Source organism: Paenibacillus germinis, assembly GCF_013141785.1.
GTDB classification, from domain to species: domain Bacteria; phylum Bacillota; class Bacilli; order Paenibacillales; family NBRC-103111; genus Paenibacillus_E; species Paenibacillus_E phytorum.
Window position 1 is genome coordinate 1 of the sequence record NZ_WHOC01000168.1, and the last position, 17,221, is coordinate 17,221.

The 17,221-nt window shown below is 44.9% G+C and carries 17 protein-coding genes and 1 other RNA gene; 2 read left to right on the forward strand and 16 right to left on the reverse strand.

Annotated elements, in window-relative coordinates; genetic code table 11:
* Window positions 1-219: 219 nt before the first annotated feature.
* The 16 genes from GC102_RS32635 to rpoE all read right to left on the reverse strand — a co-directional run bounded on the left by GC102_RS32635 (window position 220) and on the right by rpoE (window position 14,830).
* On the reverse strand, window positions 220-441 hold the full coding sequence (locus tag GC102_RS32635; RefSeq protein ID WP_171693254.1) for a pro-sigmaK processing inhibitor BofA family protein: 222 nt from the start codon (window positions 439-441) through the stop codon (window positions 220-222).
* A gap of 48 nt (window positions 442-489) precedes the next feature.
* On the reverse strand, window positions 490-777 hold the full coding sequence (locus GC102_RS32640) for a DUF2508 family protein (RefSeq protein ID WP_312883439.1): 288 nt from the start codon (window positions 775-777) through the stop codon (window positions 490-492).
* A gap of 132 nt (window positions 778-909) precedes the next feature.
* Window positions 910-1,506 carry a recombination mediator RecR gene (recR, locus tag GC102_RS32645; RefSeq protein ID WP_047685391.1) on the reverse strand — a complete coding sequence of 199 codons (597 nt, stop codon included), beginning with the start codon at window positions 1,504-1,506 and terminating at the stop codon, window positions 910-912.
* Window positions 1,507-1,549: 43 nt separating this feature from the next.
* Complete coding sequence (locus GC102_RS32650; protein WP_028555044.1) at window positions 1,550-1,861, reverse strand: YbaB/EbfC family nucleoid-associated protein; 312 nt, start codon at window positions 1,859-1,861, stop codon at window positions 1,550-1,552.
* A 20-nt stretch (window positions 1,862-1,881) separates the two neighbouring features.
* A complete protein-coding gene (gene dnaX / locus GC102_RS32655; RefSeq protein WP_171693190.1) occupies window positions 1,882-3,633 on the reverse strand; it encodes a DNA polymerase III subunit gamma/tau in 1,752 nt (583 codons plus the stop codon).
* A 78-nt stretch (window positions 3,634-3,711) separates the two neighbouring features.
* Window positions 3,712-5,145, reverse strand: a complete 1,434-nt coding sequence (locus tag GC102_RS32660; protein ID WP_312883441.1) for an ATP-binding protein — start codon at window positions 5,143-5,145, stop codon at window positions 3,712-3,714.
* Window positions 5,146-5,328: 183 nt separating this feature from the next.
* An RNA gene (ffs, locus tag GC102_RS32665) (signal recognition particle sRNA large type) lies at window positions 5,329-5,592 on the reverse strand.
* 56 nt (window positions 5,593-5,648) lie between these two features.
* Window positions 5,649-6,062 (reverse strand): hypothetical protein, encoded by a 414-nt coding sequence (locus GC102_RS32670; protein ID WP_171693191.1) that lies wholly within the window; start codon window positions 6,060-6,062, stop codon window positions 5,649-5,651.
* Between the two features lie 91 nt (window positions 6,063-6,153).
* On the reverse strand, window positions 6,154-6,351 hold the full coding sequence (gene rpmE, locus GC102_RS32675; protein ID WP_029197218.1) for a 50S ribosomal protein L31: 198 nt from the start codon (window positions 6,349-6,351) through the stop codon (window positions 6,154-6,156).
* 121 nt (window positions 6,352-6,472) lie between these two features.
* Window positions 6,473-7,747, reverse strand: a complete 1,275-nt coding sequence (locus tag GC102_RS32680; protein WP_171693192.1) for a radical SAM family protein — start codon at window positions 7,745-7,747, stop codon at window positions 6,473-6,475.
* Window positions 7,748-7,847: 100 nt separating this feature from the next.
* Window positions 7,848-9,143 (reverse strand): transcription termination factor Rho, encoded by a 1,296-nt coding sequence (gene rho, locus GC102_RS32685; protein WP_171649671.1) that lies wholly within the window; start codon window positions 9,141-9,143, stop codon window positions 7,848-7,850.
* Between the two features lie 62 nt (window positions 9,144-9,205).
* Complete coding sequence (gene murA, locus GC102_RS32690; protein ID WP_057304515.1) at window positions 9,206-10,465, reverse strand: UDP-N-acetylglucosamine 1-carboxyvinyltransferase; 1,260 nt, start codon at window positions 10,463-10,465, stop codon at window positions 9,206-9,208.
* 360 nt (window positions 10,466-10,825) lie between these two features.
* Window positions 10,826-11,680 (reverse strand): class II fructose-1,6-bisphosphate aldolase, encoded by an 855-nt coding sequence (gene fba / locus GC102_RS32695; RefSeq protein WP_047685406.1) that lies wholly within the window; start codon window positions 11,678-11,680, stop codon window positions 10,826-10,828.
* Window positions 11,681-11,809: 129 nt separating this feature from the next.
* Window positions 11,810-12,202, reverse strand: a complete 393-nt coding sequence (locus GC102_RS32700) for a response regulator (protein ID WP_029197213.1) — start codon at window positions 12,200-12,202, stop codon at window positions 11,810-11,812.
* Between the two features lie 157 nt (window positions 12,203-12,359).
* The gene (gene pyrG / locus GC102_RS32705) at window positions 12,360-13,961 is read right to left on the reverse strand and encodes a CTP synthase (RefSeq protein ID WP_171693193.1); all 1,602 of its coding nucleotides are present in this window, start codon (window positions 13,959-13,961) and stop codon (window positions 12,360-12,362) included.
* A 287-nt stretch (window positions 13,962-14,248) separates the two neighbouring features.
* Window positions 14,249-14,830: a DNA-directed RNA polymerase subunit delta gene (rpoE, locus tag GC102_RS32710; RefSeq protein WP_171649669.1), complete on the reverse strand. Its 582-nt coding sequence runs from the start codon at window positions 14,828-14,830 to the stop codon at window positions 14,249-14,251.
* Between the two features lie 517 nt (window positions 14,831-15,347).
* On the opposite strand from rpoE, the gene GC102_RS32715 reads away from it, so the two are divergent.
* Both GC102_RS32715 and GC102_RS32720 read left to right on the forward strand, forming a co-directional pair.
* A complete protein-coding gene (locus tag GC102_RS32715) occupies window positions 15,348-16,508 on the forward strand; it encodes a S8 family peptidase (RefSeq protein ID WP_171693194.1) in 1,161 nt (386 codons plus the stop codon).
* Window positions 16,451-16,924 carry a hypothetical protein gene (locus GC102_RS32720; RefSeq protein WP_171693195.1) on the forward strand — a complete coding sequence of 158 codons (474 nt, stop codon included), beginning with the start codon at window positions 16,451-16,453 and terminating at the stop codon, window positions 16,922-16,924. The genes GC102_RS32715 and GC102_RS32720 overlap by 58 nt, the downstream gene beginning before the upstream one ends.
* Window positions 16,925-17,221 lie beyond the last annotated feature (297 nt).

Below are 17,221 nucleotides of genomic sequence, written 5' to 3' on the forward strand. Positions count from 1 at the left end.
TGCTTACTCACTCGTTGTTCAGTTTTCAAAGATCAATTGCATGGTTCGTCCTACTTTCTTTCGAAAGCCGGAAGACCAATATAACACACTAACAATTCTTTTGCAACTTGTTTTTCTTAAGTTACTTCTTTATTCCCGCATGTCTCAGCGGCAACTTTTATAAGATACCACAGATGCTGCAGCCGAGTCAACACATGATTTATTTGAATGTTCTTCCATCTAGAGCAAAGTCAGCTTTAAACCAACAAGAAGTAAGACCCCAGGTATCCCTAGAACAGTAACCGTCCCTAGTGTGACCGTATTTATAGGGAGTTCAAATTGTGTATAAGTACTCAATAAGTTCAATGTATATAAGAGAAATGCTGCAACAACAACATTCAACCCCAGTGCAGATAATACCCTCCCTCCGCCGCGACTACGAAATATCAGGAATACGAGCATGAGAGATGAGAATATGAGTACCCCCCATATAACATATTTAAGATACACTTACTTCACCTCCATTAACCGGTCACTGTCAATTAGACTTACACCTAGCTTTTTGGCTTGTTTGATAAGCATTTCAAATCTTTTTTCTGCGGCTTCCATCGCATAGATGGCATAATCAATCTGATCCTTGTCCAAAGCAAACTCAAAGTGCGCTTGAGCTGACACCCAAGTCGCATGAGCCGAACGAATCTCTTGGATCAGCATCTGCTTGTCCCTTTTCAGTTCTTCTTGAACGCTTTTCGTATTTGGGCTCTTCATCCCGTACTTTCCTAATAAAGCTGGTCGCACAAGCAAACCTCCATTCCTCATATAACCGGATTGATTTATCCATATGGGAGAAACGGAGATTTTAGAACTTTAAGATACTTTTTTGGGCAACAAAAAAGAGAGCTTTGCAGCTCCCTGATTATTATACAGTATTTATAATTCCCTGCGCCCTTCCATGGCTTTGGTCAGAGTCACCTCATCGGCATATTCCAAATCTCCGCCCACTGGCAGTCCGTGCGCGATACGGGTAACCCGGAGACCGAAAGGTTTAATTAACCTGGACAAGTACATGGCAGTAGCTTCTCCCTCAATATTCGGATTGGTAGCCAGAATCAATTCCTGCACCGTTTCATCACCCAAACGTTTGAGTAATTCAGCAATATGAATTTGATCCGGTCCAATCCCCTCCATCGGGGAAATCGCGCCATGCAGCACATGATAATACCCTTCGAATTCTTTGGTACGTTCCAAGGCGACCAGATCCTTAGGTTCTTGTACGACACAAATGATGGAACCGTCCCTGCTCTTATCTTGACAGATACGGCAGGGATCAACGTCCGTAATGTTACAACAGACGGAGCAGTAGTGAAGGTTCCGTTTCACATTGACAAGCGCCTTCGCGAAGTCAATCACTTCTTCTTCTTTCATGCGAAGGACGTGAAAAGCTAGGCGGCCTGCCGTTTTGGGGCCTACCCCCGGCAGACGGGAGAAAGCATCGATTAACTTGGCTATCGGTTCGGGGTAATACAAAGGAAGACTCCTTCATCATTCAGAATCGTTACACTTGGTTGTCTTAGAACAATCCAGGGATATTCATACCGCCTGTGAATTTGCCCATATCTTTGTTAGCAATTTCTTCTGCTTTGGACATTGCGTCATTTACTGCCGTAAGTACGAGATCTTGCAGCATTTCAACATCATCCGGATCAACAGCTTCAGGCTTAATTGTGATGCTTTGCACTTTTTTGTGTCCGTTGATGATACAAGTGACAACACCGCCGCCTGCAGTACCTTCGATCATTTTCGTACCTAGTTCTTCTTGGGCTTTCATCATTTGTTCTTGCATTTTCTTCACTTGTTTCATCATTTGGTTCATGTTATTCATATCAGGTAGCTCCTTCATATTTAGTCTTCTTTAATTGTCACTAGCTCTTCCCCAAATAATTGGATCGCTTCCGAAATCCATTCTTCTTTGGAAGCAGTTCCGTTACCTTCGCCATCAGCGACTAGCTCCATCACTTCTGGAGCGCTGCTAGCCGCGTCATTCTTAGCATCGTCCCATTCTTTACGCATAATCGTAAGTAAACGCATAGGCTTGCCAAGCACCGAGGTAAGCACTTGCTCGATAATGACTTTGTTTTCTGGCTTTTCCGTTGTATTGCGATGCATCTCATTCTTGAAAGCCACGAGTACGACATCATCAAGCATAGACACCAGATCACCATTAACGAACCAAGCATGTACGGTAATCTTCTTTTCTTTGACATCGCCTAACACTTGACTCCACTTCATGAGAGCAGCTTTAGTTTCTGGACCCTCCGCCGCTTTCAAGTAACCATCCAGCTTGATGCCCGATTTCTTCGAAGGGGCTGAGGCCACCGGCACTTTGGCAGAGGCTGCTTGCCTAGCATTGGAATCGGCTGCTGCACCCGTTACTCCCGATTTTACCAGTGAAGCTATCTGTTCTTCAAGTTGTTGAAGTTTCCGGGTCATTTGGGCAAAAAGATCACCTTGAGGCAAACGCCCTCCAACTTCCGCCGGGATACTGACAGTCGAACTGCTCTCTGCTCCTCTGTGACCACCGCTAATTTTCATAATCGATATTTCTAGCAGGGTCTGAGGCTGTACAGAGTACTTCATTTCGCTTTGGTAATGATTCAACGTCTCAATCATAGCCATCATTTCACTCGGTGAGAAGTGATTCGCTACTTCCCTTAGGTCACCCATATCAAAAACACGTTCTGTAATCACAGGTGAATTCGGCACCATGCGAACCATGAGTAAATCACGGAAGTAATTAATCAAATTTTCAATACATTTGTCAGCGCTCTTACCTTCCTGCATGAAAGTATCAATGAGCTCAAGCGCAGCTCCAAGATTCTTCTCTTTGATGTAAAGAACAAGCTTCTTGAATTGATCGGAAGCGACACCACCGGTAATGGACAAAATGTCTGATAGTTGAACTTCACCTGTCGCAAAGGACGCTGCCTGGTCTAGCAGGCTGAGTGCATCCCGCATCCCGCCATCCGATAGTCTAGCTATATAATGGAGCGCTTCCTCGCTAACCGAGATCTGCTCTTGATCACAAATATATTGCAGCCGCAGAACCTGATCTTCCATCGAAACTCTCCGAAAGTCAAAGCGTTGACAGCGGGAAATAATTGTAGCCGGTATCTTATGCGGTTCCGTTGTTGCCAAAATAAACATGACATGCGCCGGAGGCTCCTCAAGCGTCTTCAAAAGGGCATTAAAAGCTTCAGTCGTGAGCATGTGCACTTCATCAATGATGTACACTTTCTGCCTTACTTCTGTAGGGGCATACTTTACTTTATCACGAATATCCCGAATTTCTTCTACACCACGATTGGAGGCAGCATCGATTTCGACAACGTCCATGACAGCACCTTCTGTGATTCGTTCACATGCTGAACAAGCATTGCACGGCTCTTCCGCCGGACCGTTTAAGCAATTGATTGCCTTGGCTAATATTTTGGCCGTACTGGTCTTACCTGTTCCTCGAGGTCCGTTGAACAAATAAGCATGAGTAAGGCGATTTTCTCGCAAAGAATTCTGCAGCGTCTGCGTGATATGTTTCTGACCGACAACTTCACGAAACGTCTGAGACCTCCACGTTCGGTACAGAGCGATATGTGCCATAGTGTTCCTCTCCAATAATCCCTGCATGGAATAACTGAATCCATTATACTATAACGCACCTAGGGATGAAATAGACGATCAAGTATAAGGAATCGATATCGTAAACGTCGTTCCAAAGCCCTTGGAAGAAACACGTATCGCCCCCCCCATATCGTGAATGATTCGTTGGCACACCGACAAGCCTAATCCAGTACCCGTATCCTTGGTTGTGAAGAATGGATCAAAAATTTTGTCAATCACGAACATCGGTATGCCAGAACCTGTGTCATGAATATCAATGCAGACATTTCGTTCCACCGTGTCTACTTTCTCTGAAATCGTTAAAACCCCTCCATCCACCATAGCCTCGATGCCATTTTTACAAACATTTAAGAATACCTGCTTGAGCAGCTCCTTATCAGCAATCACTTCCGGCAAATGGTACGAGGCCTCATATTGAAGATTCACATCGTACAAGATAGCTTCATTATTGATAATAGGCAAGATCCCTCGCAGCACTTCAGTCACATCGATCCTCTCATATGAAACATGCTTCGGCTTACTTAGCAGCAAGAATTCGTTTACCAACTCGTTGATCCGATTGATTTCCTCCAGCATGACTACCGTGAAACTCTGCTCTCTCTCCATCCCTTTCACTTCAAAAGTGCGCCGAAGCACCTGAAGAAACCCTTTGATTGAAGTTAGCGGATTACGAATTTCATGAGCTGTACCAGCTGCAATTTGTCCAATCATAGCAAGCCTATCACTTCTTTGAACCATTTCTTCCAGCGAGCGCATATTCGTGACATCCTTGAAGATGACATAAGCCCCTACAATGTTACCTTGATTATCTTTGAGGACATTTGAATCCAACAGCAACTCAAACCGCTCTTCATTATTCGTCCATGAAACCGCATGATTGCGGACTACAGCACCATTCAGAATCGTTCGTTGGACAAGCTTATGCTGACTCGGAATCGTAGCAAAGATCTCATCTAATGACTTATTAAGAATATGCTCCCGATCCATTCCTAGAATCTGGCATGCTCGATCACTGACGTCAACAAGCGTAAAATTCACACTTATCAATAAAACACCTAAATTAATATCTTTCAAAAAAGCGTCCGAGAACCGCTGCAGCAAGCTTAATTGCGAGCTATCCTGATGCTTCATAGTCAAGAGATACATAAATTTATCACCGCGCATAAGCTTCAACATCGAGAATTGATAAAACATCGTTTCACCATTCTTGCCTACTAGGAATCCATGGGGCCATTCCCCTGGACTGGAATCGTTCTTAAAATAAAATTCGTACAACTCACGCAAAGATGCCCTCACTTTAAAAAGTTGAGGGAATGAGATATACGTAATTTCCTCGGCTGAATAGCCCGAGTATTTCAAAACTTGATCTGTTGCTAAAATGATTTTGCCATCCTCATCCACAACGAGCATACCCGTTTGTACGCTATGGTTGAATAGCTTCCGCATTTCATCGATGGATACCATGTAATCTTGAGGGTCATGAATGGACATTTAAGCAACACCTTCACTTTCTCTCTATTCAATCGCAAAATGCGCAAACGTTACATGAATCTACATGTTATAACCATTCTCTCTAGAGCAAGAATTTTCCTTCCCTTGAAAAAAAGAAAAAACGCCCTAGTTACTGGCGTTTTGTTAGGTGTCATTATGAAATTTCACATAAAATCATTAAAACCGTGCACCTGTTATTGATAAAGTGATACAAGCGAACTCTTACCGTTGGCTCAAATCAGGCAACCCCTCGGCACATGAAACATCTCACTTACGGCTGCTTCCTTCCAGACCTGACCGGGTTCATGAGCATTCATTGCGAAGGACCCGACTCTCAACACCACGTGTAAAAGCCAGACCTCACATCACAGTACCGCTAACAGGAATTCAACCTCGCTACAGCGGATTGCGAGTTACAGGGCACCGCTACCTCCCCATCTAGCACGGTAAAATTAGTATAGCTGATTCAATTACAAATAGCAACCGAGGGGAAAATCTACCTGTTAGGGAACCATTTTTACGATTACATTATAGCGCGGCATGTTGGTGTTCAGTGCCATTTGAGCTTGTGAACGAAGCTCCTCCACTTGCGCTGGCGTCAAAGATGGTCTTGGTTTTATTTTCACTTTAGCGGTCGGTCCGTTAATGGAGATATTGGTTTTCTCAATACCTTGCAGCTGTGAAAGCACAGCCTTCATTAAATTCGAATCATCCTCATAGTGATGATACGTAGGGTTAAGCGGGTCGTTCGGATTCACACTCGTAATTCCTAGGTAACCGTCTTGCTTGTAATGCTGGGCTTTATAATTTGCATCATTGGTCTGAGGCGGGTTCTTATTACCAGAATTAATGCCACAGCCGATTAAACTTATGATGAGCATGATAGCTCCCGCAAACTTAAGCATACCCTTAAACATAAAAACACCTCCCATTGGACTCTAAGCCTAAGCTTAGGATGACCAAGGGAGGTTGTCTTATGCTGATTGGCAGCAAAGTAATTGATGCCAATTAGATTCCGTATTTCTTTTTGAACTTGTCGACACGGCCGCCTACATCGATAAACTTTTGTTTACCTGTGTAGAAAGGATGGCAATTAGAGCAAATCTCAACACGAAGATTTTGCTTAATAGAACCCGTTTCGAACACGTTACCACAAGCGCAAGTCACTGTGGTTGCATGATAAGTAGGATGAATACCTGCTTTCATGATGGTTCACCTCTTTCCGCCCTGAATCATTTGCTGAAACAGAGTTAATGGACGTACTTATGCATTGTATCATATTCGGAAGTCTTGATGCAATGGAAAAAAGACTGTAGACGGCTTCCTTTTAGAGCACCGTAGTGACCGTTCGGTCACTCGTATAGAACTTCGGTGTATGCGAGTAGGAACCCAGCACCACATCAGGAAGTTCTTGCTCGAAAATCTCAATCATTTGCTTCATCCCAAGCAGTTCACCTCTTGCTTTGGGGATAATGCCAAGGTAACTCTCGGGATCAATATTCAGGTTGCGCAATTGAATCAATTTTAGTCCTGTTCTTCGCACGAATTCAATCATCGCTTCGATCTCTTCTTCTCGATCGGTTACACCTGGGAATACGAGATAGTTGATCGAAGTGATAACTCCTTTATCCGTGGCGTAACGGAGAGACTTCTCAACATTTTTGAGCGTATAAGCTCTTGGCTTATAATAGGCGTTATAGTGATCATCCAGCGCGCTAATCGTACTAACCCGCATGAGATCAAGTCCAGCATCAACAATGCCGCGGATATGATCCGTGAGACCTGCATTGGTGTTGATGTTAATGAAGCCCATCTTCGTTTGCTCACGCACTTGCTTGATGGCATCGATAATAATCACAGCCTGCGTGCTAGGTTCCCCTTCACAGCCCTGTCCAAAGGAGATAATACTCTCAGGCGTCCGCAGATGCTCGAGCATGATCTGGGTGATCTCTTCGACCTTAGGCTTGAAGTTCATACGAGTCTGCGGTGCTACGAAGCCACTCTCATCTGGTTGTTCGGAAATACAGCCGAAGCATCCCGCGTTGCAGGAATAGGAAACCGGAACGGCACCCTCCCAACGTTGCAGGAACGTATTCGAAGCAGTCAGACATTCATAACCCAGTGCACAGTTGGACAAGTGGGCATATAACCGATTATCCGGATACTTAGCAACCAGTCGTTTGACCTCTACCTCAAGCTCAGTCGGGTCACAATGAACGGGATTCCAGTAATAAGGATTATCTGTCAATCGGGCGGCTACATAGAAACCGTCATCTTTCCATACGACGGCCGTATATCCGAAAAGGGGCAGCGCCTTAGACTTGTCTGATTTCACATAGCCAGGGAGCAGAAGCCTAGTGAAGCCTTGCGGGAGCAAGGCCCCAACGGCGTGATAATCTCCCTCAACCAGTTTCATATCGCCTGTTGCGGCATCAATGCCTACCGGACGAGTAAACGGAAGACTGACTAATGTTGATCCCTCAGGCAGAGGAATTAACTCATCTTCCAAAATTTCTGTTATCATTTCAGCGTTTCGACCAAGTGCCAAGAAATCAGGATGATCAAAAACGTTTCCTTGTAAATCCGAATAAACCAAGTTCATAACGGTACTCCTCTTTGTGCGTCACGGATAAACGACTAAGTCGTCCTTATGGACGACTGTGTTTGTCATGATTGATGCGAAGCAGATTATTATTTGAAGCTTAGGAAGCTGAATTTTTGACTTTACCTTTGTTAACACCTGTAGATCCTGCCGAAGGTGAAGCCAAAGAATCCAAAAACTCTTGATTAGTCTTCGTATCAGCAAGCTTCTTAATGAAGGATTCTGTATATTCATGCGAATCGTTCATCCCTCTGCGAAGCGCCCATACCTTCTCGAGTTCATCTTTACCCAGAAGTGCTTCTTCGCGGCGAGTACCTGACTTGCGAATATCAATCGCAGGGAAGATACGGCGTTCCGCCATTTTACGATCCAGATGAAGCTCTAAATTACCTGTACCTTTAAACTCTTCATAAATGACGTCATCCATACGTGAGCCTGTTTCTACAAGTGCAGTAGCAAGAATTGTTAAGCTGCCGCCTTCTTCAATATTACGGGCGGCCCCGAAGAAACGTTTAGGTCGATGAAAGGCAGCAGGGTCTATACCACCCGTTAACGTCCGGCCAGAAGCAGGAACCACAAGGTTATAGGCTCTAGCCAACCGGGTAATACTGTCCATGAGAATGACAACATCTTTCTTATGTTCAACTAGACGCATCGCACGCTCTAGAACTAGCTCAGCGACTTTGATATGATTTTCTGGAAGTTCATCGAAGGTAGAAGCAACTACTTCGCCTTTAACGGAACGCTGCATATCGGTAACTTCCTCCGGACGCTCATCGATAAGCAGAACGAAGAGTTCAATTTCTGGATAATTCGTGGAGATGCTGTTCGCTATTTCTTTCAGCAGCAATGTTTTCCCAGCTTTAGGAGGCGCTACAATCAGACCGCGTTGGCCTAATCCAACAGGGGCAAGCAAATCCATAATTCGCATGGAAACTTTGTTAGGCTCAGTTTCAAGTGTAATCCGAGTGTCTGGATAAAGAGGTGTCAACGCTGGGAAATGAAGTCGTTCCGCAGCAGTTTCCGGCTTCTCTCCGTTCACCGCTTCAACTTGAAGAAGTCCGAAATAGCGCTCATTCTCTTTGGGCGGACGACATTTGCCCGATACAATGTCCCCGGACCGCAAATCAAATTTGCGAATCTGGGAAGCGGAAATATAAATGTCCTCTGAGCTTGGAAGGTAATTAATTGGACGCAAGAATCCAAAGCCTTCCTGAAGGATCTCGAGAACACCTTGCATGAACATTAGACCACTCTCAGCAGCTTGTGCACGTAAAATTGCAAAGATGAGTTCTTTTTTCTTCAGCGTACCGTAGTATTGGATCTGATGTTTCTTAGCTAGTTTATATAATTCAGTAAGCTTGAGTACTTCAAGCTCAGCAAGCTGCATGCTCATGTTTCAACCACCAAACTATTAAATTTTCAATTGGATTCTAGCATTGCCTGTTACTTGGTACTTTATTCCTCGCTCTCGCGCCAAACCTCAGCACCCAGTGAAGATAAGTTGAATACCAAGTTCTCATAACCACGATCAATAAACTCAACCCCAGATACTTCTGTGATGCCACCTGTTCTTACACTAAGGCCCGCAAGCACAAGAGAAGCTCCTGCTCTCAAGTCCGTTGCTCTCACTTTGGCAGAACTGAGTTGTGAACCCTCAATAATGGCTGAGCGTCCTTCGACCTTCATCTTTGCTCCCATACGCACAAGCTCAGGAATATGCTTGAAACGATTACTATAAACGTGGTCCGTTAATATACTAACTCCTTTAGCTTGGCAAAGTAAGCTCGCCATCGGAGATTGTAGATCCGTTGCAAACCCTGGGTAAATTAATGCTTTCACGTCGACGCTTTCGTATTCAGGCTGACCCACAACACGAATCGACTCATCCATCTCATAAATATGAACGCCCATTTCTTGAAGCTTTGCCGTCAGAGCCTCCATATGTTTAGGAATGACATTGTCGACGGTCACATCGCCGCGTGTAGCCGCTGCAGCAATCATGTACGTACCTGCTTGGATACGGTCAGGAATAATGGAATGGCGGCAACCATGCATCTCAGTTACGCCTTCGATACGAATAGTTTCTGTTCCAGCGCCCTTAATTTTGGCACCCATCGAGTTCAAAAGTGTTGCCACATCTATGATTTCAGGCTCTTTGGCCGCATTTTCGATAATCGTAACGCCCTTAGCGCGTGAGGCGGCCAGCATGATGTTAATAGTCGCTCCAACACTCGCCATATCTAAGTATATTTTGGCACCGCGCAGCTCTTTGGCGCGTATCTTTAAAGCACCATTCTCATTGCTAACCTCGGCACCTAAAGCTTCAAAACCTTTTATGTGCAAATCAATCGGACGCGGTTCGAAGTTACAACCACCTGGCAGACCAATCGTCGCCTCTCCAAATCTTCCGAGCAGCGCTCCCATTAAATAGTAGGATGCTCTAAGCTTCTTTACTTTGCCATTCGGCATAGGAAGTGATTTCATCCGACTTGGGTCGATCGTCATCCGATCTTCGTTCCAGTCAATAGTAGCCCCTAAATCCGTCAAAATTTCTGTATATATAGCCACATCACTCAGATGAGGCAGATTATCCAAAGTAACCGATGTTTCAGCAAGTACAGCGGCCGGAATAAGCGCAACTGCACTATTCTTAGCCCCGCTAATTTGAACTGTTCCCCGTAGTGGACGTCCCCCGACCACCATTAATTTTTCCAACATGATTCTCCCCCTAAACCAGGTGCCTACTTACTAAGTAGTAAATCAAAACAATTAGAACAACCAATACAACCTAACCCCACACAAACTACTACCAAAGATATTCGACTCCACCGCGTCCTTTAAGACTAGCGATCGTCAAAAATCAAGCGAACGAGCGTATAAAATTAATAATTTCTTATAAATCCATATAAAAAAGCGACCATTTACAAAACTAAAATAGCTATGGTTCTCTCAGAGAACATAAGCGCAAAAAAATAGAAGAAGGAAACGCTCGTAATGACACAGACGGACGACATTCTTTCGTCTATCTTCCGTCTGTGCCTTACTGCATTTCCTACCCTGTCTATACAATTGGAATTAAGCTTGGTTGCTGCTTCCGAACAATTGAATTTTGGATTTTACTACTTCGATCATAGCGTTACGTGCTGGGGTGAGATATTTACGAGGATCATAAATTTTAGCATCTTTAGCCAGAGCTGCGCGGATATTTTCTGTACAAGCCACTTGGTTCTCTGTGTTAACGTTGATTTTGCCAACGCCTGCCGCGATAGATTTACGAATCATTTCGTCAGGAACGCCGGATCCACCGTGAAGAACAACAGGAACTGGAATCGCTTTGGAAACCGCTTCGATAATATCAAAGTGAATGTTAGGCTCGCCTGCGTACATACCATGTGCAGTACCTACAGCGATAGCCAGACAGTCAACACCTGTTTCTTCGTAGAAACGGATAGCTTCTTCTGGTTTTGCAAGGTTAGCGTGCTCTTCATCAACAGAGATGTCGTCCTCAACGCCGCCAATTGTTCCAAGCTCACCCTCAACGGATACGCCCATTGCACGAGCTGCTTTTACAACTTCTTTCGTCAAACGAATGTTTTCTTCGAAAGAATAGTGGGAACCATCGAACATAACGGAGCTGAATCCTGCACGGATACATTTCATTGCTACTTCAAAGGAACTGCCATGATCTAAGTGTAAAGCGATCGGCAGACCGGATTTTTTAGCTGCAGCTTCAGCAATTGCTACTGTAAACTCGATACCCATATATTTCAGTGCGCCTTCGCTAACACCATAAATGAACGGGGATTTTAATTCGATTGCAGCTTCCACAATCGCTTGAGCGAATTCAAGGTTGTTCATATTAAATTGACCCACCGCGAATTTGTTCGCTTTTGCTTTAGGTAAAAATTCATTCATTGAAACCAATGCCATGTTTCTCTTCCTCCTAGAACCTATAGTAGATGCGCATACCGCTCTTTGTCATACCTGAGTTATTATAGCACATAAATTTTCAAATGATAACCAAGCCCTCGTTTTTTGGCAACAAAAAAGACCCTATGACTAGGATCCCACTGCAAAACCACTGCTTGATTCATTATTAAGCTGCATATTAACCGCCATACGTAATTCATCAATATCAAAAGGCTTCGTAAAGTGCATAATCGCACCCAAATCCGTTGCTTCTTTAATCATATCGAGCTCGCCATAAGCTGTCATCATAATGACTTTGATCGATGCATCAATGGCTTTAACATGTTTCAAAATATCCAGACCGTCCATACCAGGAATTTTCATATCCAGTAGTATTAGATCAGGCGAAGAATTTTTCACGATTTCCAAGGCCAACTTGCCATTCGAAGCCTGATAGGTATCGTACCCTTCGTTACTGAATACCTCCATAAGTAGTACACGAATTCCATTTTGATCGTCGACAATCAATACCTTTTTCTTCATCAGCCTATTTCCCTCCCGAAAACGAATAACAAACTCCCATGTATATGTTTCTAAAGTTATTCGCTATTCATTTTCGATTTCCTTCTGAGGGACAAAACTAATTGAAAAGTTTTACAAATAAGTTGGTTATCTGGAGGGACAACCGTTATATCATGAATTAACGAGCGATCAATTGAGCGGCTTTCACGAATTCACGGAAAAGCGGCTGCGGACGATTCGGACGCGATGTAAATTCCGGATGGAATTGAACAGCAAGGAACCAAGGGTGCCCTGGAAGCTCGACCATCTCAACCAATCGACCGTCCGGTGATGTACCGGAAATGCGCAAACCAGCAGATTCAATCAATTCGCGGTATTCATTGTTAAACTCATACCGGTGACGATGTCTCTCATAGATAAGCTCATCATTGTAACACTGTTCAGCAAGAGAGCCCGGAACAACCTTACAAGGATATAAACCAAGACGCATTGTACCGCCTAAATTCTCGATATCCTTCTGCTCTGGCAGTAGATCGATAACCGGATAAGCTGTTGTAGGATTAATCTCGGAGCTGTTCGCACCATCCAAGCCTGTAACGGAACGCGCATATTCAATGACAGCAACTTGCATACCCAAACAAATCCCAAAGAACGGAATTTCCTTTTCACGGGCATAGCGGATCGCTTCCACTTTACCTTCAATACCGCGATCACCGAATCCACCAGGTACAAGAATACCTTGAACACCTGAAAGAAGCTGATGGACATTATGCTCAAAAATTTCTTCTGCATTCACCCAACGGATATTAATTTCGGAGTCATTATCGATGCCGGCATGACCTAGTGCTTCAACAATACTTAGGTAAGCGTCATGCAGTGCAACGTATTTCCCTACGATCGCAATTTCCGTCTTCTTCGTCAATGATTTAACTTTACGAACAAGGCTTTCCCATTCCTTCATGTCCGGCTCGTTTGTCCGTAGTTTCAGGTGATTAACCACATAATCGTCAAGCCCTTGCTCGCGAAGCATCATCGGAACTTCGTATAAAGTTTCTGCATCCTTACACTCAATAACAGCTGTAGGATCGATATCACAGAATAAAGCTAACTTACGTTTCATATCTTCCGTTAGGGAATGCTCCGTACGGCAAACGATAACGTGAGGCTGAATACCTAGACCACGTAGTTCTTTTACACTATGCTGTGTAGGTTTCGTTTTCACTTCACCAGCCGCTTTAATATAAGGAATCAGCGTAACATGAATGTACATGACATTCTCGCGGCCGATATCATTTTTCATTTGACGTATGGCTTCTAAGAAAGGCAAGCTCTCGATATCGCCCACGGTGCCGCCAATTTCTGTAATAACGACGTCAGATTGCGCTTCACGGCCTGCACGAAGGACGCGATCCTTAATTTCATTCGTAATGTGCGGGATAACTTGTACCGTACCACCCAGATATTCGCCTCTGCGCTCTTTGGTAATGACGGAGGAGTATACTTTACCTGAGGTTACGTTGGAACTTTTGGAAAGGTTAATATCAATAAAACGCTCATAATGACCTAAGTCCAAATCCGTTTCTGCCCCATCGTCGGTTACGAACACTTCACCGTGCTGGTAAGGACTCATAGTCCCCGGATCCACGTTAATGTACGGGTCAAACTTTTGAATGGTAACTTTCAAACCTCTGTTTTTGAGCAATCTCCCTAAGGACGCTGCTGTAATTCCTTTGCCAAGGGATGAAACTACGCCTCCCGTAACGAAAATGTATTTTGTCACTATGTACGCCTCCTAGAGTTTTAGTATGGTTTTGTAATATAAGAAACTTACGTCGTAAGGCATAAGCTTATCTTTTGCCAGAAGAATGACTTTGTAAGCATTAGCTTCTGCTAAATAAGGCTTTTCATGAAAATAAAGTGAAAAAACACAAAAAAAACACTAAAAAAAACAAAAAAAGTGACACCCGTAGTGACGGGGCACTTTTTGAACGCTTGAGCGAAATGTTAAGATTCTTTTAAAGCCCATGCAATAGTTTACTCTGAACAGATAGGGGCTGTCAAGACAAGTTATTTGTCGTCTTCAGCCTCTTCATCCAAATCGTCTTCTTCGTCTTCCTCATCGGAATCCTCATCTAAATCGTCTTCACTATCTTCGTCTGTTTCTTCAATACCCGCTTCACCAAGATCCTCTTCGATCTCTTCATCTTCGAAGAATTCAGTATCCTCTTCCGCCTCTTCCTCTTCGGTTTCGGTACCAAATGTATCGTACTCATCTTCCTCTGCGTATGTATCTTCTTCTTCAGCGTAGATGTCTTCATCCAGATCGTCATCTTCGTCGTTAATGATTCTTGGACGCTTCGCGTTACCAACCGCGTCGTCTGATTTCTCGACAGGATACCAGCGTTTCAAACCCCATAGGTTCGTACCCACGCAAGCAAAACGTCCATCGATGTTGATTTCCGTATATAGTTGGGCAATCACTTGCATAACATGCTGCTCGGACAGCCCTTTTATTTTAGCAATTTCAGCCATCAGGTCACGATAGTAAAACGGCGTATTCGCCGACTTCAGTAATTCAAACGCCAAATCCACCATGGGCATTTCGCGCGCTTGCTCTGTGGTGATTTTGAGTGTGTATTCGCTACTCATCTAAGGCACATCCTTTTCGATCGTGATCGTCTTCTTCAGTTCTTCTATCTACCTTATCCAATATCTTCATTAAGTAAAACCTATTTTTTCTAAAAATGCAACTATCCCTAATGATAAACTATTTCCATCGTCCTGAGTATGGACTTGTTTGTCAAGTTTGATGCGGAGCAAGAGTTAAATTTATACTTTCGTTTCAACTTAGAATCCTCTAGAGCAGATGCCTTATACACCCCTTCGCAGGGAAGAAAGCGATCCCCTAAAATGAATACAAGCGAAGGTCCCCCTCCGCTTGCGACTGTATCCTAAGGAAGCGGTGTGAATGAATCACAGCCGTTTCCACTACCTGAGAAAGAGACACTCCTGCCCGCGCCTCTCTATTTATCCTATGTAAAACCTACGCATCTGACACGGCTTCGCACCCATTTATTTCTGTAGAGACAATGACACGGTCATACGGGGTGACCTGTACATATGATAGGGGAGATTCGATTCTAAGCTGTCATGGGGGGATGGCACGATGGATATAGCCACCTTTCTTCATTTGCTTCATGAGGAAATCGGTCTCACCAAGCATTCTGGCAAGAAGCATCTCATCCATTTCTCGTCGGCTAAGGACTACTACGCATGCAAATCAGCACTGAAACGGATGAAGTCTCAGTTCGTAAACCTTGCCAAGGTCCGCGATCTAAGTATCATTCACGCCTTCTCCTGCACGCTTCGTCCCGATACTAAGCTCAGAGGTATCTCCGGTGTGCCGAACATCGTAGAGGATACCAAAATAACCGTTCACCAAGCGATGGGCAACAAAATGACCTCCAGACGATCCAGCCATTTATCGGGCTCTCACACGATACCTTGGGGTATCGATCAAGTAGGCGCGCCTGAAGTCTGGAACAAATCGGTAGGTCAGAATATTCGGATCGGGGTCATCGATACCGGAATTGATTACAATCATCCTGACTTACGAAATTCGATATCACGGGGCATCAATTTATTAAACCGCAGCATGCTGCCCTATGATGACAATGGACATGGCACACATATCGCCGGAACTATCGCGGCAGCTGGCCGTCATTCAGGGATTGTCGGTGTCGCTCCAAGAGCCATCATTCATCCGGTAAAAGCATTTGACCATGCTGGAAGCGCTTATGTCTCGGACATTATTGCCGGTATCGATTGGTGTGTTCATAACGACCTCGATATTATCAATATGAGTTTCGGTATGAAATCATACAACCGTTCTCTCGAGCAAGCTGTCATGAACGCGTATTACAGAGGTAAAGTCATCGTAGCTTCATCCGGCAATGACGGCAAAAAGAAATCGGTCGATTACCCCGCCCGTTTCCCCCAGGTCGTCTCCGTTGGAGCTACAACTCGGTTAGGCAAAATCGCTCCCTTCAGCAACCGAGGGAAGCAAATTGATATCTACGCACCAGGCGAACGGGTCTACTCGTCCTGGCTTAACGGCAAATACAACGAGCTAAGTGGCACTTCAATGGCCACTGCCCATGTCAGCGGCGTCATCGCCTTGATGTTATCGATCAAGCCGATGTCGCCGCTGCAGATTAAAAGCGCGCTGCGCCGCTGCGCGGTTGGCCTTAACAAGCGAGAGACTACGCGTTGGAAGCCCGGGTATTTGAACGCACGGCGGGCGATCCGGGCGGCGCGGCAGGGCTGAGGCGGGTGGATGCTTGGGCTGTGGTTGGAGCAGGGGCGAAGGGCAAGTGCGGAAGCAAGAGCGGAGCAAGTGCGAGAGCAAGTGCGGAAGCAAGAGCGGAGCAAGTGCGGAAGCAAGAACGGAGCAAGTGCGAGAGCAAGTGCGGAAGCAAGAGCGGAGCAAGTGCGGAGCAAGTGCGAGAGCAAGTGCGGAAGCAAGTGCGGAAGCAAGTGCGGAGCAAGTGCGAGAGCAAGTGCGGAAGCAAGAGCGGAGCAAGTGCGGAAGCAAGTGCGGAAGCAAGTGCGGAGCAAGTGCGGAGCAAGTGCGAGAGCAAGTGCGAGAGCAAGTGCGGAGCAAGTGCGGAAGCAAGTGCGAGAGCAAGTGCGGAAGCAAGAGTTATAGGCGGAACCCGCCGGCGCTTTCGGCGGTTGGTGTAGAAGTTGTACAAAGTACAACTTTAGTCAGGTTAATCTCCGATATTCCTGCGAATATTGCACAAAATACAACATTTTCGCCCAGAAATGGCCACTTTGGATGAAATACTGCTATTTTGTTGCACGGAATACAACATTTCTCCGTTTGGAGCAAAATAATAGGGAAATTGTTGTACGTTTTACAACAATCCCACTCGCATGCCAGGAATAAGGGGCCTAACAAATTAGAAAAAATGCGCTAGGGGTTGCATTACACTGTGAAGTGCTCACACTCTAAAATGGCAGGATAACCGTCTTCGT

What these genes read in the sequence shown, in the direction of transcription:
- GC102_RS32715 (WP_171693194.1), top strand. Translation starts at nt 15,348, where the DNA reads ATGGATATAGCCACCTTTCTTCATTTGCTTCATGAGGAAATCGGTCTC.
- GC102_RS32650 (WP_028555044.1), bottom strand. Translation starts at nt 1,861, where the DNA reads ATGAATAACATGAACCAAATGATGAAACAAGTGAAGAAAATGCAAGAA.
- GC102_RS32680 (WP_171693192.1), bottom strand. Translation starts at nt 7,747, where the DNA reads ATGAACTTGGTTTATTCGGATTTACAAGGAAACGTTTTTGATCATCCT.
- GC102_RS32635 (WP_171693254.1), bottom strand. Translation starts at nt 441, where the DNA reads ATGCTCGTATTCCTGATATTTCGTAGTCGCGGCGGAGGGAGGGTATTA.
- fba (WP_047685406.1), bottom strand. Translation starts at nt 11,680, where the DNA reads ATGGCATTGGTTTCAATGAATGAATTTTTACCTAAAGCAAAAGCGAAC.
- GC102_RS32700 (WP_029197213.1), bottom strand. Translation starts at nt 12,202, where the DNA reads ATGAAGAAAAAGGTATTGATTGTCGACGATCAAAATGGAATTCGTGTA.
- rho (WP_171649671.1), bottom strand. Translation starts at nt 9,143, where the DNA reads ATGAGCATGCAGCTTGCTGAGCTTGAAGTACTCAAGCTTACTGAATTA.
- rpoE (WP_171649669.1), bottom strand. Translation starts at nt 14,830, where the DNA reads ATGAGTAGCGAATACACACTCAAAATCACCACAGAGCAAGCGCGCGAA.
- dnaX (WP_171693190.1), bottom strand. Translation starts at nt 3,633, where the DNA reads ATGGCACATATCGCTCTGTACCGAACGTGGAGGTCTCAGACGTTTCGT.
- GC102_RS32660 (WP_312883441.1), bottom strand. Translation starts at nt 5,145, where the DNA reads ATGTCCATTCATGACCCTCAAGATTACATGGTATCCATCGATGAAATG.
- GC102_RS32670 (WP_171693191.1), bottom strand. Translation starts at nt 6,062, where the DNA reads ATGTTTAAGGGTATGCTTAAGTTTGCGGGAGCTATCATGCTCATCATA.
- rpmE (WP_029197218.1), bottom strand. Translation starts at nt 6,351, where the DNA reads ATGAAAGCAGGTATTCATCCTACTTATCATGCAACCACAGTGACTTGC.